General features: G+C 66.5%; 22 protein-coding genes. 2 read left to right on the top strand and 20 right to left on the bottom strand.

Going from position 1 to position 20,942, the window contains the following annotated elements:
- Nucleotides 1-155 precede the first annotated feature (155 nt).
- The 16 genes from LK540_RS06720 to LK540_RS06795 form a co-directional block, all read right to left on the bottom strand.
- Nucleotides 156-1,508: a type II secretion system protein GspD gene (locus tag LK540_RS06720; protein WP_229436313.1), complete on the bottom strand. Its 1,353-nt coding sequence runs from the start codon at nucleotides 1,506-1,508 to the stop codon at nucleotides 156-158.
- Nucleotides 1,505-1,852: a hypothetical protein gene (locus tag LK540_RS06725; protein WP_229436314.1), complete on the bottom strand. Its 348-nt coding sequence runs from the start codon at nucleotides 1,850-1,852 to the stop codon at nucleotides 1,505-1,507. Before LK540_RS06725 ends, LK540_RS06720 begins: the two co-directional genes overlap by 4 nt.
- Nucleotides 1,849-2,439 (bottom strand): GspMb/PilO family protein, encoded by a 591-nt coding sequence (locus LK540_RS06730; RefSeq protein ID WP_229436315.1) that lies wholly within the window; start codon nucleotides 2,437-2,439, stop codon nucleotides 1,849-1,851. Before LK540_RS06730 ends, LK540_RS06725 begins: the two co-directional genes overlap by 4 nt.
- Nucleotides 2,436-3,083: a PilN domain-containing protein gene (locus LK540_RS25325; protein WP_229436316.1), complete on the bottom strand. Its 648-nt coding sequence runs from the start codon at nucleotides 3,081-3,083 to the stop codon at nucleotides 2,436-2,438. The genes LK540_RS06730 and LK540_RS25325 overlap by 4 nt, the downstream gene beginning before the upstream one ends.
- On the bottom strand, nucleotides 3,076-4,173 hold the full coding sequence (gene pilM / locus LK540_RS06740) for a pilus assembly protein PilM (RefSeq protein WP_229436317.1): 1,098 nt from the start codon (nucleotides 4,171-4,173) through the stop codon (nucleotides 3,076-3,078). Before pilM ends, LK540_RS25325 begins: the two co-directional genes overlap by 8 nt.
- Nucleotides 4,170-5,336 carry a GGDEF domain-containing protein gene (locus LK540_RS06745; RefSeq protein WP_229436319.1) on the bottom strand — a complete coding sequence of 389 codons (1,167 nt, stop codon included), beginning with the start codon at nucleotides 5,334-5,336 and terminating at the stop codon, nucleotides 4,170-4,172. The genes pilM and LK540_RS06745 overlap by 4 nt, the downstream gene beginning before the upstream one ends.
- Before the next feature lie 15 nt (nucleotides 5,337-5,351).
- Entirely contained in the window at nucleotides 5,352-6,260 is a 909-nt protein-coding gene (locus LK540_RS06750; RefSeq protein ID WP_229436321.1) for a DNRLRE domain-containing protein, read from the bottom strand.
- Between the two features lie 8 nt (nucleotides 6,261-6,268).
- Nucleotides 6,269-6,727 carry a hypothetical protein gene (locus LK540_RS06755; protein ID WP_229436322.1) on the bottom strand — a complete coding sequence of 153 codons (459 nt, stop codon included), beginning with the start codon at nucleotides 6,725-6,727 and terminating at the stop codon, nucleotides 6,269-6,271.
- A complete protein-coding gene (locus LK540_RS06760) occupies nucleotides 6,724-7,152 on the bottom strand; it encodes a prepilin-type N-terminal cleavage/methylation domain-containing protein (protein WP_229436324.1) in 429 nt (142 codons plus the stop codon). The genes LK540_RS06755 and LK540_RS06760 overlap by 4 nt, the downstream gene beginning before the upstream one ends.
- A complete protein-coding gene (locus LK540_RS06765; RefSeq protein ID WP_267498693.1) occupies nucleotides 7,149-7,733 on the bottom strand; it encodes a prepilin-type N-terminal cleavage/methylation domain-containing protein in 585 nt (194 codons plus the stop codon). Before LK540_RS06765 ends, LK540_RS06760 begins: the two co-directional genes overlap by 4 nt.
- Nucleotides 7,734-7,746: 13 nt before the next feature.
- Entirely contained in the window at nucleotides 7,747-8,313 is a 567-nt protein-coding gene (locus tag LK540_RS06770; protein WP_229436326.1) for a prepilin-type N-terminal cleavage/methylation domain-containing protein, read from the bottom strand.
- Between the two features lie 128 nt (nucleotides 8,314-8,441).
- Nucleotides 8,442-9,581 (bottom strand): type II secretion system F family protein, encoded by a 1,140-nt coding sequence (locus tag LK540_RS06775; protein ID WP_229436328.1) that lies wholly within the window; start codon nucleotides 9,579-9,581, stop codon nucleotides 8,442-8,444.
- Between the two features lie 12 nt (nucleotides 9,582-9,593).
- On the bottom strand, nucleotides 9,594-11,618 hold the full coding sequence (locus tag LK540_RS06780; RefSeq protein ID WP_229436329.1) for an ATPase, T2SS/T4P/T4SS family: 2,025 nt from the start codon (nucleotides 11,616-11,618) through the stop codon (nucleotides 9,594-9,596).
- 3 nt (nucleotides 11,619-11,621) lie between these two features.
- Nucleotides 11,622-13,136, bottom strand: coding sequence for an HD domain-containing phosphohydrolase (locus tag LK540_RS06785; protein ID WP_229436331.1), 1,515 nt, complete (start codon nucleotides 13,134-13,136; stop codon nucleotides 11,622-11,624).
- Nucleotides 13,129-13,524, bottom strand: coding sequence for a response regulator (locus LK540_RS06790; protein WP_229436333.1), 396 nt, complete (start codon nucleotides 13,522-13,524; stop codon nucleotides 13,129-13,131). The genes LK540_RS06785 and LK540_RS06790 overlap by 8 nt, the downstream gene beginning before the upstream one ends.
- Nucleotides 13,521-15,344, bottom strand: a complete 1,824-nt coding sequence (locus LK540_RS06795) for an ATP-binding protein (RefSeq protein ID WP_229436334.1) — start codon at nucleotides 15,342-15,344, stop codon at nucleotides 13,521-13,523. The genes LK540_RS06790 and LK540_RS06795 overlap by 4 nt, the downstream gene beginning before the upstream one ends.
- Nucleotides 15,345-15,597: 253 nt before the next feature.
- Between LK540_RS06795 and LK540_RS06800 the strand changes: the two genes are divergently transcribed.
- Both LK540_RS06800 and LK540_RS06805 read left to right on the top strand, forming a co-directional pair.
- Nucleotides 15,598-17,592 carry a helicase-related protein gene (locus LK540_RS06800; protein WP_229436336.1) on the top strand — a complete coding sequence of 665 codons (1,995 nt, stop codon included), beginning with the start codon at nucleotides 15,598-15,600 and terminating at the stop codon, nucleotides 17,590-17,592.
- A 258-nt stretch (nucleotides 17,593-17,850) separates the two neighbouring features.
- Nucleotides 17,851-18,276, top strand: a complete 426-nt coding sequence (locus LK540_RS06805; RefSeq protein ID WP_229436337.1) for a PaaI family thioesterase — start codon at nucleotides 17,851-17,853, stop codon at nucleotides 18,274-18,276.
- Between the two features lie 23 nt (nucleotides 18,277-18,299).
- Here LK540_RS06805 and LK540_RS06810 read toward each other — a convergent pair whose 3' ends face one another.
- The 4 genes from LK540_RS06810 to LK540_RS06825 all read right to left on the bottom strand — a co-directional run bounded on the left by LK540_RS06810 (nucleotide 18,300) and on the right by LK540_RS06825 (nucleotide 20,887).
- Nucleotides 18,300-18,935, bottom strand: a complete 636-nt coding sequence (locus LK540_RS06810; RefSeq protein ID WP_229436338.1) for a hypothetical protein — start codon at nucleotides 18,933-18,935, stop codon at nucleotides 18,300-18,302.
- 207 nt (nucleotides 18,936-19,142) lie between these two features.
- Nucleotides 19,143-19,652 carry a peroxiredoxin gene (locus tag LK540_RS06815; RefSeq protein WP_229436339.1) on the bottom strand — a complete coding sequence of 170 codons (510 nt, stop codon included), beginning with the start codon at nucleotides 19,650-19,652 and terminating at the stop codon, nucleotides 19,143-19,145.
- Between the two features lie 4 nt (nucleotides 19,653-19,656).
- Nucleotides 19,657-20,298 carry a BON domain-containing protein gene (locus LK540_RS06820; protein WP_229436341.1) on the bottom strand — a complete coding sequence of 214 codons (642 nt, stop codon included), beginning with the start codon at nucleotides 20,296-20,298 and terminating at the stop codon, nucleotides 19,657-19,659.
- A complete protein-coding gene (locus tag LK540_RS06825; RefSeq protein ID WP_229436342.1) occupies nucleotides 20,291-20,887 on the bottom strand; it encodes a phosphoheptose isomerase in 597 nt (198 codons plus the stop codon). The genes LK540_RS06820 and LK540_RS06825 overlap by 8 nt, the downstream gene beginning before the upstream one ends.
- Between the last annotated feature and the right edge of the window lie 55 nt (nucleotides 20,888-20,942).

The raw sequence follows: 20,942 nt of genomic DNA on the forward strand, positions 1-20,942 counted from the left end.
CCCTGGTAGTTGTTGTATCTATCGGCTGAGCAATGTTTGTGCCAGTTAAATAAAACTTAACGAAAACAAACACTTAGCATTTACAACCAGAAGTCGTTATCCGCCACTGTAAAGTTTGGCGACAATTTCCCTTGTCAGTTCTGGGGCACGCCGCTTCACTTCAGCTTTGCCGGCCCCTGGAACGCACCCTGGATCTCGCCCGCCGCTTGCTGCACCCGTTCGATTTCCTGCATGTCGGCGCCGCCTGGCCGGGTCGGCACGATGCGCGGCGTGATCAGGACGATGGTCTCGGTCGAGGTGCCGGAGTGCTCGTTGTTCGAGAACAGCTTGCCGACCACGGGCACGTCGCCCAGCAGCGGCACGCCGATGCGGCGCTGGCCCGCGGTCGCCTTGATCAGGCCACCGATCAGGATGGATTGCCCGTTGTCGGCCACCAGCTGGGTGTTCACCTCGGTGGTCTTCTTCGACGGGATGCCGCCCAGCAGGGTGCCCGAGCTGACTTCCGGCCGCACGCGCAGGGCGATGCGGCCATCGGCGTCGACCGAGGGCGTCACGCGCAGGATCACGCCGGTCTCCAGGAACTCGATGGTTTCGCTGGTGACGTTGTTGATGGTGGTGGTCACGCGGTAGCCCAGCTTGTCCCCGATATTCGTCGTCGCTTCCTGGTTTTCCAGGGTCAGCAGCTTCGGCGTGGCCAGGGTGCGTACCCGGCCCTTGTTGTTCAGCGCGTTCAGGAAGACGTCGACATTGTTGTTCACGAAGTTGAACACCAGCCCGGGCGTGGTGCGCTCGAGCAGGCGGCTGGTGCCGATGCGGTTCACGCCGTCGCCGCTGAAGACCTTGTTCCACTCGATGCCGAAGTTCTCGTTCTCGTCGAGCGTGATCTCGAGGATCTTCGCCTCGATCATGATCTGCTGCGGCTGGGTGTCGATCTCGCGCAGCAGCGCCACGATGCGCGCCATGCCTTCCGGCGTGTCTTCCACCACCAGGGTGCGCCGCGAGGGCAGCACGGTGACCTTGCCGCCGCGGCTGACGTGCTTGGACAGGATGTCGGCCACCAGCTGCGGCTCCGAATACAGCACCTTCAGCGCGCGCACTTCCATGTTGGCGGAGACGGGCGCGCCGGCCGCGGCGCCGTCGGCCGGGTTCACGATCATGTAGCCGTTCTCGCGCGTGAGCACCTGGTAGCCGCCCGCCTCGGCGATCGCGAAGATCGCCTGGCGCGGCGTCATGTCGTACAGGCTGACGGCCACGTTGCCGGTGACGCCCTTGCCGAGCATGATGTTGACGCGCTCGTGGCGCGAGATCATCTCGAACAGCTCGGCGATCGGGGTGTCGCGGAACACAAAGGAGGTCGGCGCACCGAGCGGCGCCACCGTCGACGAGACCGCGGTGGCCGGCTGGGCCGGCGTTTGCGCCGGCGTGCGTTGCGCTGCGGCGTGCGCGGGGTTCGCAGCCAGGGCGGCGGCGCCCAGCAGAACGGCCATGGTGTGTGTGATGTGCTTCATTTGCGGCTCTCGTCCAGCAGCAGGACGCTGGTCACGCCACGCTTTTTCAGCGTGACGCCGCGTTCCTCCACCTTGATCAGTTGATAGTCGCCGAACCACTCGCCGCTGGCGAGGATCTGGCCATTGATGTTTGCCAGCGCGCGGCCGGGCGTGACCATCACGGCGCGCAGCTGGGGCGCTGGCGGCGGCGCGGGTTCCTGCGCCGGCTCGGCGGCGTCCGGCGCCTGTACCACCCGTGCCGCGGGCGCCGGGCGTGCGAACGGATCGCGCAGCGGCTGGGCTTGCGCCACATCCAGCAACGGCGGCAAGCAGGCGATAGCGATCACGAAAAGGAAGCGTTTCACGGCGCGTTCTCCTGGGTCTGGTAAGCCGCGATGCGGATGCGGATGGCTACCTGGCCGGGCGCGGTGCCGGTGCGCATGTCGAAGCCGGCGATCGACAGGTTCGGCTGCGAACGCTCGATCGCGTTCATCCAGGCCAGCAGGGCGCCATACGGGCCGCTGGCGTCGACGTCGAAGCCCAGGCGCACGAAGCCGAGCGCCATCTCGTCGGGCGCCGGCGCGACGCCGTGCACGGTCACGCCCTGTTCGCGCGCCAGCGCACCGAGGCTGCCGACCAGGCGCACCTGGGCTTGGGCCGAGGTTTGTGCCGACGTTTGTGCCGATGCGTTGCCTGGCCCGGCGCCCAGCCGCTTCTCCAGTTGCCGGCTGTCGGCGGCCAGCTGGGCCAACTGGGCGGCGAGCAGGCGCGGATCGCCGGCCGCCTGCGCCAGCTGCGCCTGTTCGGCGCGTACCGCGCGCAGGGCCGTCAGCGGCGCGCGCAGCGCATAGAACCAGAGCGCGGCGCCGGCGATCAGCAGCAGGCCGGCGCCGGCCAGGTGCAGCTGGCGCGCCGGCAGCGCGGCGGCCTTGCGGATCCAGTCGGGATTCATGGCGCCTCCTGGCGTTTGACGAGCGATGCGGAAGCGCTGAAGCCGACGGCGCCGCCCTCTTCTTCCGCGGCGGTACTGCTGTTCAGGAAGCGCACCTCCGACAGCGCCGGGTCGGCGGCGAGGGCGGCGAGGAAGGCCGTCATCGCCGCGTCGTCGAGCGCGCCGCCGGTGATCTCGACCTGGGTGCCGAGGCGCCAGGCCTGGGGCGTGCCGGTCTGCAGCGCGCGTGCCTGCACCGTGCCCGGCGGCAGCGGCGACGGCGGCGCCTGCAGGGTTTCCTGGGTGCGCGCCAGGCGCAAGGTCTGGAACCAGACCCGCTCGTTCAGGGCATGGTCGAGCACCTGCGCCAGCGCCGCCACTTCGCCGGTGCCGCGCAGGCCGGCCAGCGCATCCAGGTTCTCGGCCAGCGCATCCTTGCGTGCCTGCGCACCCGTGAGCTGGGTGCGCATGGCGCCGGCCTGCAGCGAAGCGGCGCGCTCCTGTTCCAGGCGCGGCGTTTCCACCGCCAGGCGCCAGTGCAAAAAGGCGCTGGCGCCGCCGCCCACGAGCAGCAGCGCCGCCAGCGCCGCGCCATAGGCGGCCAGGGTACGGCGCACGCGCAGGCCTTCGCGCCAGCTGCGCGGGATCATGTCGATATCAGCCACGGGCGCCTCCCCGCAGCGCCAGGCCGGCGGCCAGGGCGATGGCGTGCGCCTCGCCCACCGCCGCCCCCGGCGCGCCATGGAAAGCCTTGAACGGATCGAGCAGCTCGACCGGCAGGCGCACCAGTTCGCCGATGCGCTCGCCGATGTGGCGGTAGCGCGCCACGCTGCCGTTCAGGTAGACGCGGCTGATGCTGCTGCCGCGCGTGCGCGACGCCACGTACACCTGGGTGCGCACCAGCTCCTCGGCCAGCGCCGCGAATTCCTGGTACAGGATCTCGCGCACGGTACGGCCGATGTCGGGCTGGGCGCCGCCGCCCTGGGGAGCGCCGGCCGGGGTGCCGATGCCGTGCTCGCGCAGCAGCGCCAGCGCCACCTCGTTGTCCAGCCCCAGCGCGCGCGACAGGCGCTCGACCAGCTGCTGCTCGCCGAAGTCGATCTCGCGGTCGAGCATCAGGCGCCGGCCCCAGATCACGGTCAGATAGCTCTTGCTGGCGCCGAAGTTAATCAGGAGGACCGACTGGTCGAAGTCTTCCTGCATTGCCGCCAGCAGGCGCGCGATCGCGGCCGGGCCGATGTCGAGCGCCACCGGCTCCAGGCCGGCGCCGCGCAGGGTGTCCAGGTAGGCCAGCACGTTCTTCGACGCCGCCACCGCCGCCAGCACCTGGCGTTCCGATCCCGCCGCCTCCACGCTGCGCACCTGGTAGTAATCGACCACCGATTCGGCGGCGGCCGCACCGAGCTGCTCGCGCACGGCCTTGGCTACCGCCTGCCCTTCGTTCTGCCCGTTCGGCACGTGCACCGTCAGCGGCAGGATCCGCACTTCGCTCGGCGCCAGCACCGACACCACGCGCCGTCCGGCAAACGGCGCGGCGTGCAGGGCGTCGCGCACGAAGCGCTTCAGGCGCGGCGCATCGGCCAGCAGCTGCGCACGCTCCACCGGGTAGGGCAGCGAGACGGCTGCGCGCACGCCTGGCCCTGCCGGCGACGGCATGGCCTGCAGCAGGTTCAGGCGCTGGGCCGCGAAGTCGAGGCCGATCGGCGCCGGCGCCGCGGCGCCGCGCTCCTTCAGCGATGCGAGCCAGGCCTTCATGCGTTGCCGCCTTCCGTGCTGCTGCGGATCGCGTTGCCGCCGGCGTGCTTGGCCGCGTACAGCAACTCGTCGGCTGCCTTGTAGGCGGCGTCGAAAAGGAGGCCCTGCGCCGGCAGGCGCACCAGGCCCAGGCTGACGGTCGGCGCCAAACCCGGAGCGATATCCGAAGCGAAACCCGCGAGCAGCGTGCCGTCCGCCACCTTGGCCAGCGCCGCTTCGATGCGCGCCGGCGTGCCGGCGCCGTACATCAGCAGCGCGAATTCGTCGCCGCCCAGGCGCGCCAGGTATTCGGCCTCGCCGTCGAGGTGGGCAAAGGCGGCCTGCACCGCGCGCAGGACCGCGTCGCCGCAGCCGTGGCCGTGGTTGTCGTTGATGGCCTTGAAGCGGTCGATGTCGAACAGGGCGAACCAGCTGTCGGCGCCCAGCGCACGGTGGCGCGCCAGCGCGTGCTCGAAGTCGCGTTCGATGTGGCGCCGGTTCCAGGCGCCGGTCAGGTGGTCGCGGTTGGCCAGCTCGGTTAGCTCGCGCTGGGCTTGCTCCAGGTGAAAGCGCAGCGCCAGGTCGTGCTTGCGCAGCTGCAGGGCGCGCGCCACCAGGGCCAGCGAGATCACCGCGGCCACCAGCATCAGGCATTGCAGCACCCACAGGTCGAGCGCGGCGAAGCGGTAGCGGCCCAGCCAGGTCGAGACCGTGAACATCAGGTAGATGGCGCCGGTGGTCGCCGCCGCTTCGCGCAGGCCCCAGGGCACGACCGGCACCAGCATGATCAGCACCGCTACGCTCAGGAGCAGCATGGCGTGCAGCTGGCCCGAGCGCTGCGCCAGCAGCACCAGCGAGGAACCGCAGACCACCAGCAGCAGCGTCGCCAGCAGATACAGGGCGCGCAGCTGCTCGACCTTCGCGCTCGACAGGTAGACGTGCAGGGCCAGCAGGCACAGCAGCGAATAGGTGTAGGTGTAGGCGCTGCCGAGGTCGAACGCGGCCGACATGGCGGCGGCCAGGCCTAGGAACAGCAGGGCGACCAGGCTGAGCAGGGCCACGCCGCGCCGGGTTTCGCGGGTGATGACGGGGGCAGCATAGGCGCGCAGCTCCGGCGCCCCGAAATCGAGGCAGGACCAGGCGCTGGCGACGTTGCCGGCGAGGGTGAAGGCAGGTGTATTCATGGCCAGTGGTGTGGATCAGGTACAGCGCTTGTAATAGCGCAGGGACAGTTCGGGCTTGTTCGAACCGTCGAAGCTGATGAAGGGGACGTTCGACAGCGCTGTCGGTTTCAGCAGCAGGCCGTAGTTGGTCTTGGCATTGCTGGCCCAGCCCTGCACCAGGGTGTCGATGCGCAAGGTGTAGGTGCCGTTGTAGGCGCCGCTGCCCGGATCGATGACGACGCTGGCGGCAGGCGTTTCCACGTAGTCGCCGCCCGGAGTCGCCCAGGGCGTGGCATCGCCGCGCGGGCTGGTCCAGCTTGCGTTCTTGGTCCACTCGCGGGTGAGGCGGTGCACCGACAGCAGGCGGCCCGGCTGGCTGTTGTTGCCCGATTTTTTGGTGAGCTTGAGGTCGGCCTGGATGATCGAGGCGCGGTCCAGTTCCGGCGACAGCTTGAACAGTATTAGCGGATGCGCCGCGTCCTCGGTGGCGGTGAGGGTGTCGGCGTTCGCCAGGTTGACCGTGCCGTTCTTGACGATGGTGGTGTCCTCGTCGCCCTTGCCGATGAAGGTCGCCGCCTTCGGGTTGTCCAGGTCGATCATCTGCATGGCGCGCGTGAGCGCCACTACCGACTTGCGCTCAGTGGTGGCGGTGATGCTGACGGTGAGGATGCCCTTGCTTTCCCTAGCGCTGCCGACGGTGACGCTGCCGCCGGGGAGTTTCAAGGTGCCGTAGGCGGCTTCGTCGTCGTCGCAATCGTCGACCGAGCCGCGCCATTTGGCCACTTGCAGACCGCTGGCGGCGAGGTAGCGCGCCACCTCGACGTCGTACTGGGCATCGACAGTGGACACGTTCATGCTGCCTTCGCGCGCCATCGTATACGCGAGCGCGCCGATCACGGCCAGCGTCAGTGCCACGGGCAGCAGCAGAATGCCGCGCTGGGGCATGGCGGCCGTCACAGGTCGGACCCCATACGCACGCTGGCGGCGGTGCTGGTGCTGGCGCTGCCGCGCGCCAGGTCCAGGCGCACGGTCAGCAGCGGCTGGCCGGCTTCGGTACTGGACGCGGTGAGGGAAAAGCTGTTCACCGATTCAGCCAACACATAGCTGTCCTTGCCTTGCTGCTCGACCAGCATGCCGTCGGCCACGCTGTAGACGGCTGGTTTCAGCCATTCGCTGCTGGGTTTGTCGGTCAGGGCGGGACCGGCGGCGGTGCTGCGGATGCGCGCGGCGATGCGGTCGAGGGCGAAGTCGGCGTCGCGTTCCAGCGCCACCTGGTCGGCGGCCACGCGCGCGGCGGCGCCGGCGCTTTGCAGCATCGGCCCCAAAGGCGCCAGCACCAGTGCGCCGATGGCCAGCCCGAGCAGCAGTTCGGCCAGGCTCAGGCCGCGCGCACGCAGGAGGCGCCGGGTCACCGCGCCACCATCGTGGTGAAAGAATAGCCCTTGTCGGAACTGAGGGCGATATGCAGCATGGCCGCCTCGCGCCGGTTCTGGGCGCTGCCGGAAGTCAGGAACACGGTGTTCGTACCAGTCTGCTCGCACAGCGAAATGACGAGCTGGCGCGTGACGCCGGCGCAGGCGGCATCGGCGGGCAATGCGTAGCTGGCCGCATTGTCCTGCGCGGCAGCCAGCCACAGCGTCTGGTAGGGTTCGGCCAGGATCGCTTCCATCGTGTTCTTCATGCAGCGCAGTTCGCGTGCCTTGTCGACGCTGGCGGCCGATACCATCAGGCCGTTCGTCAGCGCGTCCATCATCGGCACCGCGCAGATCGCCAGCACGAGTACGGCGACCATGACTTCCATGAACGAGAAGCCATGCTGGCGCAGGCGCGCCGTCACAGGCTCACCCGCCCGGTGACCGGCGCCACGCGCACCACGCGTTCGGCATTGCCGTAGCGGATGGTGATGCGGGCTTCTTCCTTCAGCGGGGAGATATCCTTGGTACCCAGCAGCAGGCCGAGCGGCAGGCCGAGTATCTTGGCGGGGGCGATATCGACCGGCACGCCGTCCGGACCGAAATAGGCGCCGTTGGTCACCGCGCCGCTCTGGTACTTGAATACGGAACTGACGACGGTTGCCAGCGGCATGCCGTCCCTGGAAAAATTGAACTGGTAATCGCGCTTGTCGATGGGGTGGGCCGCCGTGGTGCCGCTGCCGGAAGCTGCCGGCTGGTAGACGCGTAGGGCCTGGCTGGCGGCATCGACGACGACGATCTGGTAGGTACCGGTGCGCACCGCCTCTCGTTGGGCGAAGCGCACGGCCTGGGCGATGTCGCCGGCGGCCGCGTCAGCGGCAAAGTCGGCCTGCGGATCGGCCTTGGGAACGACGATGGCGGCCGCGACGCCGAGAATGGCAACGACCACCAGCATCTCGGCCAAGGTAACACCTGCATACCGAAGGGCAGGGCAAACCGTCACCATGGCCCGGCTGTGTTTATTTTGCCGACAAGGCAGTCGTGCCGTCACGTGCCATGTTGCTGCTGTTGATCTGCAGCGTGCCAGTGTCGTTGACGAAGCGCCAGCCAACGGTGGCCGCGCCAGGCGTCGGCGTTGCCGTCGCTGCCGTGGCGACGACAACCGCATTCGAGCCGGTGATCGGCTCGGACGGGATCGCGCGAATGTACGGGCCAAAGCTGTAGCCGGCGGCGGCAGTTGCGCAGGTGTGGCCACTCAGGCTGCTGTACTTGGTCAACTGGTCGGTGAAGGTGGTGGCGTTGTTGTCCGCCGTCGAGCCACCGCCACTATCCGGGCAGGTTGGTGCGGTGCTACCGGTCACCGGCGCCTTCGATGGATAACGGCCGTTGTGCTGGACACGGTAGAGTTCAATCGCCGAGCGCATCGTAGTCAGGTTGGCCAGGGCGGCCGATTCCTGGGCATCGCCCGAGGTATTCGAAAACTGCGGAATCGCAATCGCCGCCAGGATGGCGATGATGATCACGACGATCAGGAGCTCGATGAGCGTGAAGCCTTTGGCGGCGTATTGGCGAATGATAGTGGTCATTTTAGTAAGTGGATGGGTTAAGGAGCGTTTGCTTAACGGCAAATTCTTAACGTGTGGCAACGAAGAGTAACATGAACGGCAAGCATTTTAATTGCCACCGCGCATTAACTTTTGCAAATTGTTGCTTTTCAGTGAACCGCGCGTGACATTTTGAAAATCGGCAGGATGATCGAGGTCACAATCGTCCCCACCAGCACGCCCATCACCATCAGCATCACCGGTTCGGCCATCTTCGCCAGGCGGTTCAGCTGGCGCGTCAGGTCGCGTTCGTAGAAGTCGGCGACACGCGCCATCACCTTGCCCAGCGAGCCGGTGGCTTCGCCGGTGTCGATCATCTGCTTCACGCTGCTGGGAATCAGCGGGCTGTCGCGAAAGCCGGCGGCAATGCCCCGCCCTTCGGTCACCTGCACCTCGAGCTCGCCCAAAAAGCGTTGGAACTCGGCGTTCGGGATCACGTTGCGGCAGGCGCCCAGCGTGTCGAGGATGGTCACGCCGCGTTCGAGCGAAATGCCCATCACGCGCATCAGGCGCGTCAGGTAAATCTTGATGAAGATGTCTTTTACGTAGGGCAGGCGCAGCTTGGCGCGGTCGAGCCAGAGGCGCGCGTCCGGGCGGCGCAGGGCCACCAGCGCCGCGCCGGCCAGGCCGAGGACAAGCACGCCGAAGACCACGCCATGCTGGATCAGGAAGTTACTGGCGCCAATAAAAATCTTGGTGGTGAACGGCAGCTCGGCGTAGATCGAGCCGAACATCACCGAGAATTTCGGGAACACGACCACCAGGATGAACAGCACCACGAGCACCGAAAACACGATCAGGAAACCGGGATAGGACAGCGCCGATACGATGGTGCTGCGCAGCCTTTCCTGTTTCTCGTCCATGTCGACCAGCTGTTCGAGCACCTCGGGCAGGAAGCCGCCGGCCTCGCTGGCGCCGATCAAATTGATGTAGGTGGACGGGAACAACTCCGGGTGCTTGGCCAGCGCCTCGGAAAAACGCTCGCCGCCGACGATGTCGTCCGCCACCTGGCCGATGATGGCCTTCAGGCGCGGCTTGTCGCTCTGCTCGTGCAGCGCGCGCAGGGCGTCGTGCAGGGCGACGCCGGTTTCCAGCAGCAGCACCAGGCGTTCGGTGAAGAGCACGCGGTCGGCGCTGCCGATGCGGGCTTCGCCGCCAAAGGCAAAGGCGGCGCGCTTCGGCGCCGGTGCCGAAGCCGATGCCGGCGTTGACGAAGATGCGGCCTCCGCGTCATCCCATTCGATTGCCATCCTTGGCTCCCTTTACAGCGAATGCACGACGCGTGCGATTTCCTCGGGCGTGGTGTCGCCGCCAAAGGCGCGCTCCATGCCGTCGGCGTACAGATCGCGGTGACCCTTGCCGGCCACGTGCTGGACTAGCGCATCCTTGCTGGCATTCGCCACGATCATGCGCTGCAAATCCGAACCCACTTCCAGCAGTTCGTAGATGCCCAGGCGCCCCTTGTAGCCCGAGTCGTAGCAGGACGGGCAGCCGCGGCCCTTTTGCAGCTTGAGGTTGCCCTCGCCCTTCCAGCCGTAGGCCAGGGCCGCGCCGGGCGGCACCAGGTAGCCGGTCTTGCAGGCCGGGCAGATGCGGCGCACCAGGCGCTGCGCCATCACGCCGATCAGCGCCGACGACAGCAGGTAGGGCTCGACGCCCATCTCCACCAGGCGCGCCACCGCACCCAGGGTGTCGTTGGTGTGCAGGGTGGTGAGCACCAGGTGCCCGGTCAGCGCCGCCTGCACCGCGATCTCCGCGGTCTGGCGGTCGCGGATTTCGCCGACCATGATGATGTCCGGGTCCTGGCGCAGCACGTGCTTCAGGATCTTCGGGAAGGTCAGGCCGATGGCATCGTTCACCTGGTTCTGGTTGATGATGTCCAGCTGGTACTCGACCGGGTCCTCGATCGTGACGATGTTCTTCTCGATGCTCTTCAGGTAGTTGATCGCCGCGTACAGGGACGTGGTCTTGCCGCTGCCGGTGGGGCCGGTGACCAGGATCAGCCCGTGGCTGCGCCCGAGCAGGCGCTTGAAGGTCTCGACCGTGCCGCGCTCCATGCCCAGCTTGTCCACGTCCAGGATCGACTGGTTTTTATCCAGCACGCGCAGCACCACCTTTTCGCCGTAGATGCCGGGCAGCGAAGAGAAGCGCAGGTCGACCGTGCGGCCCTGGGTCATCACCTGGATGCGGCCGTCCTGCGGCAGGCGCCGCTCGGCGATGTCGAGGTGGGCCATCACCTTCAAACGCGAGACGATGGCCGGATGCAGTTCCACGCGCGGCGACATCACTTCGTACAGGATGCCGTCGATACGCAGGCGGATGCGCGACTTGTTGCGCGAAATCTCGATGTGGATGTCGCTGGCGTTGTCGTGGATGGCGCGCTGGATCACGGCGTTGACCATGTTGATGACGGGGCTGGCGCCGGCCATCTGGTCGATCTGCGTGTAGTCGTCCGGGATCTGGCTGTCCACCAGTTCCAGGTCGTTCGCCTCGCTGTGGATAAAGTCCGGCATGGTGCCGCCGTAGGCATCGTCGCGCACGCGGTTGATGTCCGCCGGCGGCGCCATCGCCACGCGGATGCGGCAACCGGTGCGGGCGCGAATCTCGTCGATGCTGTGCACCGCCTGCGGTTCGCCCGTGGCCAGCGTCAGCGTGTTCTCGACCACGAACAGCGGAATCACGTTCAGGCGCTTGGCCACGTCGCGTTCCAGCAGCGAGACGGCCACCGGGTCGTACAGGCCGGCGCGCAGGCTGACAAAAGGCAAGTCGAGCTGCTCGGCCAGGGCCTGGAACAGCGCCGCTTCGGTAAGCCACTTCTTCTCGACCATGATCAGGCCCATGCGCTTGCCGGTCTGCTCCTGCAGGCGCGCCGCTTCCGCCACCTGGGCGGCGGTGACGACGCCGCGTTCGACCAGGATATCGCCCAGCTTCGGCTGGCCGGCGCCGCGCGGCGCTTTCGATGGCGCCTGCGGTGCGTCGTACAGCGCCACCTTGTCGGACACGCCGGTCACGTTCAGGATGTCGAGCAGCAGCGGGCTCGGATAAGCCAGCTTCAGCCAGCCGCCGAGTGCGCCCAGGCGGCTGGCGGCGCGCGTCATCATTTCCAGCGCGCGGCCCGAGAGCAGCGCCACCTTGCCCAGGTCGAGCACGATGCTGACCTGGTGCTGGGCGATGCATTCGTTGATGGCGTTGTCCACCGCATCCACGGCGTCGGCGGCCACCAGCGCCATCGACGGCGCCAGGTAGGTCATCGAGCCGATGCGGCTGCGGGTGACGGCATCGCTCATGCCTTATGCCGCCTGCTGTGGTAAATCGCGTGCGATGTTGAAGCGCGCGATCCATTCAGGCTCGGCGGCGCAGACTTCCTCGAATACCTTGATGATGGTCGGGTCGAGCTGGCTGCCGGCCACGCGTGCGATTTCCGCCATCGCCACTTCGTGGCTGCGGCCGGCGCGGTAGGCGCGCGAGCTGGTGATCGAGTCGTAGGTGTCGGCCACGGCGATGATGCGCGCATGCAGCGGAATGTCGTTGCCCTTCAGGCCATGCGGGTAGCCGGTGCCGTCGTACTTTTCCTGGTGGTGGCGCGCGCCCGGCACCGCGCCCTTCAGGCGGTCGATGTGGCGCAGGATTTCGTAGCTGCGCTCGGGGTGCACCTTGATGAAGGTGAACTCGTCGCTTGTTAAGCGGCCCGGCTTGCACAGCACCGCGTCGGGGATGCCGATCTTGCCGACGTCGTGCAGCAGCGAGCCCCAGAACAGGTCGTCGGTGTCGCGCGTGCCGAGGTTCATCGCCTTGCCGATTTCCATGGTGATGTAGTGCACGCGTTCGGAGTGGCCGCGCGTGTACGGGTCCTTCGCTTCCACCGCTTCGATCAGGGCGTTCGCCATCTGGTCGTTGAACTTCTGGGTTTCGGCCAGCATGCCGTACATCTTGGAGAGGCCCGACAGCTGGTTGGCCAGCAGCTCGCCGAGTTTACGGTCGCTGTTCGAAAAGTCGGGTTTTGCCAGGTGGTTCGCCAGCACCAGGATCGCCACCACGCTGCGGTCGTGGATCACCGGGCAGCACAGCAGTTTAAAAGGCAGGTCGGTGAAGATGTAGGCGCGGCGCGGGTCGTTCACGTCGTTGATGACGATCGGGGCGCGTGCCGAATGGGTAAAGCGGTACAAGTCGCCGCGCATCTCGACCAGCACCAGGTCCAGGTTGTGGATCGGCGCCGACAGGTTGGTCGCGTGCACGCACAGGTTTTCGCCCGGTTTCACGAAGGCGGCGACGTCGGCGTCCATGTGCTCGGCCCAGCTCCCCAGCAGGCGCTGGAACAGGTCGGCGCCGGGTTCGAGCTGCTGCACGGTCTTGTCGATGGCGTAGACCAGGTGCAGTTCCTCGTAGCGTTCGGAGAGTTCGATCGCCATCGAGTCGAGCTCGCGCCGCGATGCCACTTCGTCGCCAATGCCGGCGCCGATGTCCTCGAAGGTTTCGGCCAGCGCGTCCCAGGCGGTGGGCGCCTCGGCCACGGCATCGACCCGCACCGCCAGGTAGCCGAGCAGGCCGGTCTTGCCGTGCATGGCCATGTAGAGCAGCGTGGCGCCGTCGCGGTCGTGGCGCTGCATGCCGTCGCCGTCCTGGGCCCAGGCCAGGCCGGCCGCCATGCTCGCGGCGATCCAGGCGCCGATGTCGCTGCCGGCCTGCTGCTGCCAGCGCACGGCGCCATCCGGCCCGCAGACCGCGAAGTCGTAGTCGACGCCGGTGGTGCGGCGCAGCCAGCGCGCATGGCGGGAAAAGTCGAGGTCGTTCAGGACATCATGCATGCGGGTTCTCCTGCGTGGCCGCGTTGGTGAAGTAGGTGGTGAGGCGGGCGATCAGCTGGCGCGGGCTGAGCGGCTTTTCGAGGAACTCGACGTTCGCCAGTTCGCGCACCCATTCGCGCTCCTGCGATGCCGTCATCGAGGTCATCACGAAGATCGGAAAGGATTCGTCGGGATAGCGCGCACGCGCGGTGCGGCACAGTTCGCGGCCGTCCATGCCGGCCATCTGGATGTCGCTCACCATCACGTCGGGGCGGCGCGCGGCCATCTTGTCGAGGGCCTCGACCCCGTCGTTGGCGCTGGCCACCTCAAAGCCTTCGCGTTCCAGCATCAGGCGCAGCACGCGGATCACGTGCGGTTCGTCGTCCACCAGCAAGATCGATTTCTTCATAGGACTTGGCTTCCTTCTGCCAGTGCCGGCATTTTCTTCAGGTGGATGGAGAACACGCTGCCGTGTCCGAGTTCGCTCTCGATGGTCAGGCGGCCATGGTGCAGTTCGACGATCTGGTTGCTCAGGTACAGGCCCAGGCCGTGGCCGCCGCGCTGCTCCTCGCCGGTCTCGCGCACGCGGAAGAACTTTTCCGTCACGCGCTCGCGGTCTTCCGGCGTCATGCCGATGCCGCTGTCGCGCACGGCGATGACGACGTCGCTGTCGCCCTCTTCCGCGCTCAGGGTCACGCTGCCGCCGGCGCCGTTGTACTTGATGGCGTTGTTCAGCAAATTGTTCAGGGCGATGCGGAACATGTCCTTGTCGACCGATACCGCGGCCAGGTCGCGCGCCACTTGCAGGTCGAGGCGGATGTTCTTCGCGTCGGCGCGCGAACGCGCCTGCTGCCAGGCGTCGCGCAGCAGATCGTCGAGTTTCACGCGGTGGCGCTCGGGGCGCATGCTGCCCATCTCGAGCTTGCTCACGTTGAGCAGGTTGTTCACCAGCGAAGTCATGCGCTCGACCTCGTCCTGGATCACGTTGATGGCTTCCACGCGCACGGCCGGGTCGTCGATGCCGACGTCGGCCAGCATCTCGCCATACATGCCGATCACGTTCAGCGGCGACTTCAGTTCGTGCGCCACGTGGGCCACGAAGTCGTTGCCGGCCTGGCGCGCCAGGTGTTCGCGGGTGGCGTCGCGCAGCACCACCAGGGTGCCGTAGGCCATCGAGTGCCCGGTCAGGGCCTGGGCCGTGGCCCACAGGCGCTTGCCCGGCACCCCGAGCGGATTGAATTCGATCGTCATCTGGCTGCGCGCATCCTGTCCGGCGCCGCGAAAGCGCGCCAGCATCGCGCGCAGTTCCGGGTCGCGGCACCAGGCCTCCACCGGTTGCGACAGCACCTCGGCCACCGGCACGCCGAGCAGGGGTTCGATCTTCCCGGTGGCAAACGTCACTTCGCCGGCCGGATCGAGCACCAGCAGGCCGTCGGGCAGGCATTGCAGCACCGCCTGCATCTTGTTGCTGCCGTATTCGAGCAGGCGGCCGCTGGCCATGCTGGCGATGCTGTCCTGTTCCAGCTCGCGGATGCGGGCGCTGGTATGGTCCAGGTAGCGATTGAGCTTGCCGGCCAGGCCGCGCACGTCCTGCCCCGCGTCCAGCTCGGACGCGGATTGGGCCTGGGCCTGGGCCGCGCCGAGGGTCTTGAGCTGTTCGCCGAGGGCGGCCAGCGGCGCCATCTCGCGCTTGATCACGATGTAGATCAGGGGCACCAGCAGGAACACGGCCAGCGCGATCAAGGCGTAGAAGGGCAAGTCCTTCAGGTCGAAGGGGCCCTGCGGTTCGAAGTAGCCGATGCGCAGCTGCAGGCGCCCGTCCTGGCTGGCGAGCGGACCTCGGAATTCGCGGATCGCGCGTGCGTTCTGGCCGGCGGCCACGCTCCGCTCGTCGAAACTGGCCAGGGCCAGCGGCGCGGCCGGCGGCACGATGGCGCCGGGGCTGGCCACCTCGAACAGGTTGCGGCCATCCTCGCCGCTGATGGCGGCGTAGGCGACATCTAGGTTGCCGCGCATGGCCAGCAGCGAGGCCAGCACGCCCGGCTGGCCCTGGGGCGGCAGCAGGACGCTGGCCGGCAGCACCGCCAGCGAGCGCACCGTGCCCAGGCCCTGGGCGCGCAGCTGCTCGAGCTGCTCGGTATGCTGGCGTTTCAGCAGCAGGGAGACCACCAGCGCGATGACGGCCAGCGAGGAAACGACGAGGATAAGGCCGATCCGGTTATTTTTCATGGTGGGGCGGTCCTTGGGGCCGTGGAGAACGGCAAACGGAATGCGGCAGGTCTAAAGCGCTAGACTATAGTTGAAAATTTCTTATAGGAAAATAACATTCTGCACGCAAATGTGAACTGGTCAAATATTTGAGCCGACTGCAACACATTTGTATGCACAGAGCCTGTGCACTGGCGCGCGGGGCAGGTTTCGGAACGGGACGACGCCGGCATCCGCGATATAGTGGTAACAACCAGACATCGCCTTTTCACACATGAGCAATTTTCGCAACGACCATTCCGATAACGATTCCGACACCGGCGACGACGCCTTCCTGGTACAGGACCTGAAACTGGCCGACCGCGGCATCGAGCTGGTCAAGATGGAAGGCCGCGTCTTCCTGCGTTTTTCCGGCGAAGTGAAATACCACGGCCTGCGCGTGCGCTATGCCCTGGTGCCGGCGCGCGGCGTGCTGGCCAAGCCGAGCAAGTGGCGCAAGATGGACCCGCTGGCGCGGCGCGACCTGATCGAGGAACGCACCGGCGACAAGGCCCTGGCCGAACTCCAGATGGATGCCGAGGAATTCGTGGCCGAGATCGCCGAGCAGGCCGACGACGCCGGTTTCGATCCGCGCGTCTTCCTCGGTGTGCTCGAGGAACTGGAAACCTCGGAGCCGGCCGAATACGTGTTCGAGCGCATCCGCCAGCGCGTAGAGCACGCCATCGAGCGCGAGCAGGAAGAGCGCCACGCCGCCCGCACCAAGGAAAGCATCAACCTGGCCGAGTACCCGGAATCCTTCGAGGTCGCCAGCCGCATGCCGCGCAAGTTCATCGCCCTGCTTGGGCCGACCAATTCCGGCAAGACCCACCGTGCGATGGAAGCGCTGGCGAAAGCCGCCAGCGGCGTGTACCTGGCGCCGCTGCGCCTGCTGGCGCTGGAAAACTACGAACGCCTGCAGGCGGCTCGTCCGCACGGCGAGGAATTGAAGGTGAGTTTGATCACCGGCGAGGAACGCCGCATCGCCGAGGGCAGCACCCACGTTGCCAGCACGGTCGAGATGCTGGATACGAAAAAAGCGGTGGAAGTGGCGGTGATCGACGAAATCCAGATGCTGTCCGACCGCGACCGCGGCGCCGCCTGGACCGCCGCCGTCTGCGGCGCACCCGCCAGCACCGTCTACCTGGTTGGGGCGCCGGAAGCGCGGCGCGCCATCGAGGCCCTGGCCGAGCGGCTTGAAGTGTCCTTGGAAGTGCACGTGCTGAAACGTATGGCGCCGCTGGCGATGGAACCGTCGCCGGTGCGCAAGCTCGGCAACCTGCGCCGCGGCGATGCCGTGATTGCCTTCTCGCGGCGCGACGTGCTGATGTGGCGCGACATGATCACCGAGAAGGGCCTGTCGGTGGCCACCGTCTACGGCAATCTGTCGCCCGAAGTGCGCCGCGCCCAGGCCGAGCGCTTCCGCGAGGGGCAGGCCGACATCGTGGTCGGCACCGACGCCCTCGCCATGGGCCTGAACATGCCGATCGCGCGCATCGTGATGACCACGGCCGTGAAGTACAACGGCTACGAGGAAGAAGAGATTTCGGCGGCGCTGGCCAAGCAGATCGCCGGCCGCGCCGGACGCTATGGCGTGCACGAGGAAGGTTTCGTTGCCGGTTACGACGACGACACCCACGAGGTGATGCGCGCGCTGATGAAGGAAAAGATTCCGCCGGTGCCGGCCAGCGGGTTTGCGGTGGCGCCATCGCTGGAACAATTGCACCGGATTTCGTCGGTGACCGGGGAAACGTCTCTGGTGAAACTGCTGAAGCGCTTCGTCCACAACATCGACGTGCCGGACGGCTTTTTCTATCCGCGCATTACGGAAGAGCAGAACGAGCGTGCCGAATGGCTCGACACCCTGCCCCTGTCGGTGGCCGAGAAGTTCATGCTGTCGCTGGTGCCGATCTCGACCAAGGTGCCGGTGCTGCAAAGCGCCTGGGAGCACTGGTCGCTGTCGCTGGCCAAGAAGAAGATCTGCAAGCTGCAACCGCATACCCAGGAACTGTTCTTCATGAACTTGCAGGAGGTGGAAGACACCTGCCGCATGTACTCGGCCTATGCCTGGCTGGGCTACCGCCAGCCGGACTTCTTCCCCAGCATCGAGGAAGCGCAGAAGCTGGCGCGCGAAGCGGCGGAGCGGGTCGATTCGATGTTGCAGCAGCAGAATTCGGCGACGCGCAAGCGGCATGCGGGTGGGGGTAGCGGCAAGCAAAAGCGCCGCGCGTAAAGGACACGCAGCCTCAACCGTACGGTGGGCACTCCGTGCCCACGCGGAACGTCGCACCGTGTTGGCCGAGTTTGAATGTAGCCGCCTGCTTTAAGATGCGGCATCAGAATGCGGGCCACGCGGCTCCAACAATGCCAACGTTATGCAGGCTTCCGCGTGGGCACGGAGTGCCTACGCCGGCCGCGCCCACCGTACCGTTTCCGCCGCAGGCCTGACGCGCGGTGTACGATGACGAATTCTCATCCGTCATCACACAACATGAACAACCAGCTCACCCCCGACGTCTTCAACGAACGCGGCGCCAACACCCTGCCCGGCTACCTGGGCATCGAAATCCTGGAAATCGCCGAAAACCGCGTATCGGCGCGCCTGCCGGTGCGCCAGCAACTGCTGGCGCCGAACGGCTACCTGCACGCCGGCAGCGTGGTCACCCTGGCCGACACCGCCGCCGGCTACGCCTGCATGGCCCACCTGCCCGAAGGCGCGCACAGCTTCACCACCATCGAACTGAAATCCAACCACCTCGGCACCGCGCGCGAAGGCGCGATCGCGGCCGTGGCCACGCCGGCCCACCTGGGCCGCACCACGCAGGTCTGGGACGTCACCGTCACCGACGAGGCGAACGGCAAGACCATCGCCCTGTTCCGCTGCACCCAGATGATCCTGTATCCGAAAGCCGCCTGAAGCCTGCCGCGGCAGGCGCCTGGTCAGGGCGGCAAACAGGCCGCCGCCACCCCGGCCGCCGTGCCGCCCACGGCCGGCAGGTCCGACGGCGACTTGCCGTTGCCGACCAAAATCGCCGGCTGGCCTTTGTAACTGAGCTGCAATTGCTCGCCCGCATAGCCGTCCAATGCCTTCGGGATGAACACGGCGAAGCGGTAATTCAGCTTGGCATAAAAGCCGCTGTGGAAAATCTGGGCGGGCGGCCCTTCCTGGATTTCGGCGGCAATCGCATCGAGGATGGGCAGCCGGTCGCCGGCATTGTTGAGGTCGGCCTGGCCCTGGTAGCGCAGGCTGTAGGGCGGCAAGCCGCCATACTCGCGCCCCTCGTACGCAACGCGGAATTGCTCGACGTTGTACTGGAAGCCGCGCCCCGCCCCTTCGGCGACGTCGACATTGCACAGCAAGAAAATCGCCCAGAACCCCTGCGAATCCACCGGCGCCAGGTAGCCCACCCGGTACAGCGCCGCCGACAAGGCGATCGGGTTGGTGAAGTGGATTTCGTGCGCATTGGCCACGTGCTGGTAATGCAGGACAGCATCGGCATTGCGCGCCTGTCCTGCGCACCCGGCCAGCGCACAGAGCGCGGCAATGCTGCTTATCCTGCGAAGTAAGTGACCCATTGAAACTCCTTTGCGAGCCTGCGCGCCCGTCCAGGCGCTTGCGACCGCATCAAGCTTGGACGAATCGAGTGCTCCAGGCTTGAGCTAAGTCAGGCGTGCTGTGGCATTGGCGCATAGATCGTCCAAGGCGCCAGTTTACTCAGGGAGAAGAAGGGCGGCAAGGCGAGCACGGCCGCGGGCCGGCGTATTCCCTACCGGGATAGGTCGTCAGAGTGCTTTTTGCAGCAGGGTATGCAGCTGGGCAAAGTCGGGTTCGCCCACGTAGCGCTTGAGGATGGCGCCGTCCTTGCCGATCACAAAGGTGGTCGGCGTCAGCGTCACGTCGCCGAAGGATTTGGCGATGTCGCCGCCCGAATCGAGCGCCACGATGAACGGCAGCTTGCGCGTTTCCGTGAAGTTGACGACGTAGTTCGGCGGGTCGTACTGCATGGCCACGGCCACGAATTCCAGGCCCTGGCCCTTGAACTTGTTGTAGGTGTCGACCATCGCCGGCATCTCGTGCACGCAGGTGGTGCACGAGGTGGCCCAGAAGTTCACCATCACCACCTTGCCGCGCAAGCCCTGCGTGCTGATCTTGTCGCCGGCAATGCTAATGAAGGTGACGTCGGGCGCCGTTTCCTTGCTGCTGAAGGTGGCGTAGCCGACGCCCGCCAATGCGAGCACGACCGCTGCGGCGGCAGCGGGCTTGATCCAGGAGCGGGAGGCGGCGGTGGTCATGGGCTTACAGGGCAACCGACGAGGATTGCGGGTACTGGGTGCGCAGTTCTTCTTCGGTGATGTATTCGAAGATCTTCACCACGCGCTGGACGCCGGACACGCTCTGGGCGATCTTCGCGCCCAGATCGCCTTCGCGCTGGGTCACGCGGCCCATCAGGTACACAGTGCCGCGCTCGGTGACGACCTTGAACGAGGTGGCCGAGATGGTTTTCATTTCGACCAGGCTGCCCTTGACGTTGGTGGTGATCAGGGCGTCCGAGGAGCGCGAGGTGTAGCTCGACGGGCCGGCGATCGCCAGTTCGTTGATGACCGACACCACGTTCTCGATGCGGCGCACTTCGGCCTCGACCCTGGCCTTCATGGCTTCGTCGCGCACTTCGCCGGTGAGCAGCACCTTGCGGTTGAAGCTGGCGATGTTGACGTGGCCGGCGTCGCCGACGATCTTCGGAATCTGCACTTCGGCTTTCACCGTGATCGACTTGTCCTCGGTCTGCGCACCCAGCGTGCGGCGGTCCATGGTGGATGCCGCGCCAAAGGCGGCGCCGCCCACGACCAGCGGCACGCAGCCTTGCAGCGCGCCCAGCAGGGCAGCGCCCAGCATCACTTTGGTCAACGACCCCTTCAGGGCCTGGCCAGCTTTACTCATTCTCGTCTCCTCCGAAAAGCGCAACGTCGATGCCGTCGCAAATGCAATGGATCGCGACCAGGTGGACTTCCTGGATGCGCGCGGTACGGCTATGCGGCACGTTGATGTGCACGTCGGCATCGGTCAGCAGCTTGGCCAGCGCGCCGCCGTCCTTGCCGGTCAGCGCCACCACGCGCATTTCGCGTTCGAGCGCCGCTTCGACGGCGGCCAGCACGTTGGCCGAGTTGCCCGAGGTCGAGATCGCCAGCAGGATGTCGCCGGCCTGGCCGAAGGCCTGCACCTGCTTCGAAAACACTTCGCGGAAGCTGTAGTCGTTCGCAACCGCCGTCATGATCGAGGTATCGGTGGTCAGCGAGATGGCAGGCAGCGGGAAGCGCTCGCGCTCGAAGCGGCCAACGAGTTCGGCAGCGAAATGCTGGCAGTCGGCGGCGGAACCGCCATTCCCGCAAGCCAGGATCTTGTTGCCGTTGGACAGGGCGCTGAACATCAGTTCAATTGCCTGCGAAATAGGGGAAGACAGAGCCGCGGCCGACTTCAATTTGAGATCGGCGCTCTCCTGGAAGTGAGCGAGGATGCGTTGAGTGTTCATAGCCGGGGATTATAGTGCAGTGGAAAGGGGGGACGGACAAACCGTTTTTAAAATT

The sequence above is a fragment of the Massilia sp. IC2-278 genome (assembly GCF_020708045.1).
Classification (GTDB): domain Bacteria; phylum Pseudomonadota; class Gammaproteobacteria; order Burkholderiales; family Burkholderiaceae_D; genus Telluria.

What these genes read in the sequence shown, in the direction of transcription:
- LK540_RS06820 (WP_229436341.1), bottom strand. Translation starts at nt 20,298, where the DNA reads ATGAGTAAAGCTGGCCAGGCCCTGAAGGGGTCGTTGACCAAAGTGATG.
- LK540_RS06775 (WP_229436328.1), bottom strand. Translation starts at nt 9,581, where the DNA reads ATGGCAATCGAATGGGATGACGCGGAGGCCGCATCTTCGTCAACGCCG.
- LK540_RS06770 (WP_229436326.1), bottom strand. Translation starts at nt 8,313, where the DNA reads ATGACCACTATCATTCGCCAATACGCCGCCAAAGGCTTCACGCTCATC.
- LK540_RS06825 (WP_229436342.1), bottom strand. Translation starts at nt 20,887, where the DNA reads ATGAACACTCAACGCATCCTCGCTCACTTCCAGGAGAGCGCCGATCTC.
- LK540_RS06815 (WP_229436339.1), bottom strand. Translation starts at nt 19,652, where the DNA reads ATGACCACCGCCGCCTCCCGCTCCTGGATCAAGCCCGCTGCCGCCGCA.
- LK540_RS06810 (WP_229436338.1), bottom strand. Translation starts at nt 18,935, where the DNA reads ATGGGTCACTTACTTCGCAGGATAAGCAGCATTGCCGCGCTCTGTGCG.
- LK540_RS06805 (WP_229436337.1), top strand. Translation starts at nt 17,851, where the DNA reads ATGAACAACCAGCTCACCCCCGACGTCTTCAACGAACGCGGCGCCAAC.
- LK540_RS06750 (WP_229436321.1), bottom strand. Translation starts at nt 6,260, where the DNA reads ATGCCCCAGCGCGGCATTCTGCTGCTGCCCGTGGCACTGACGCTGGCC.
- LK540_RS06730 (WP_229436315.1), bottom strand. Translation starts at nt 2,439, where the DNA reads ATGAATCCCGACTGGATCCGCAAGGCCGCCGCGCTGCCGGCGCGCCAG.
- LK540_RS06800 (WP_229436336.1), top strand. Translation starts at nt 15,598, where the DNA reads ATGAGCAATTTTCGCAACGACCATTCCGATAACGATTCCGACACCGGC.
- LK540_RS06790 (WP_229436333.1), bottom strand. Translation starts at nt 13,524, where the DNA reads ATGAAGAAATCGATCTTGCTGGTGGACGACGAACCGCACGTGATCCGC.
- pilM (WP_229436317.1), bottom strand. Translation starts at nt 4,173, where the DNA reads ATGAAGGCCTGGCTCGCATCGCTGAAGGAGCGCGGCGCCGCGGCGCCG.
- LK540_RS06745 (WP_229436319.1), bottom strand. Translation starts at nt 5,336, where the DNA reads ATGAATACACCTGCCTTCACCCTCGCCGGCAACGTCGCCAGCGCCTGG.
- LK540_RS06780 (WP_229436329.1), bottom strand. Translation starts at nt 11,618, where the DNA reads ATGAGCGATGCCGTCACCCGCAGCCGCATCGGCTCGATGACCTACCTG.
- LK540_RS06785 (WP_229436331.1), bottom strand. Translation starts at nt 13,136, where the DNA reads ATGCATGATGTCCTGAACGACCTCGACTTTTCCCGCCATGCGCGCTGG.
- LK540_RS06795 (WP_229436334.1), bottom strand. Translation starts at nt 15,344, where the DNA reads ATGAAAAATAACCGGATCGGCCTTATCCTCGTCGTTTCCTCGCTGGCC.
- LK540_RS06720 (WP_229436313.1), bottom strand. Translation starts at nt 1,508, where the DNA reads ATGAAGCACATCACACACACCATGGCCGTTCTGCTGGGCGCCGCCGCC.
- LK540_RS06765 (WP_267498693.1), bottom strand. Translation starts at nt 7,733, where the DNA reads ATGGTGACGGTTTGCCCTGCCCTTCGGTATGCAGGTGTTACCTTGGCC.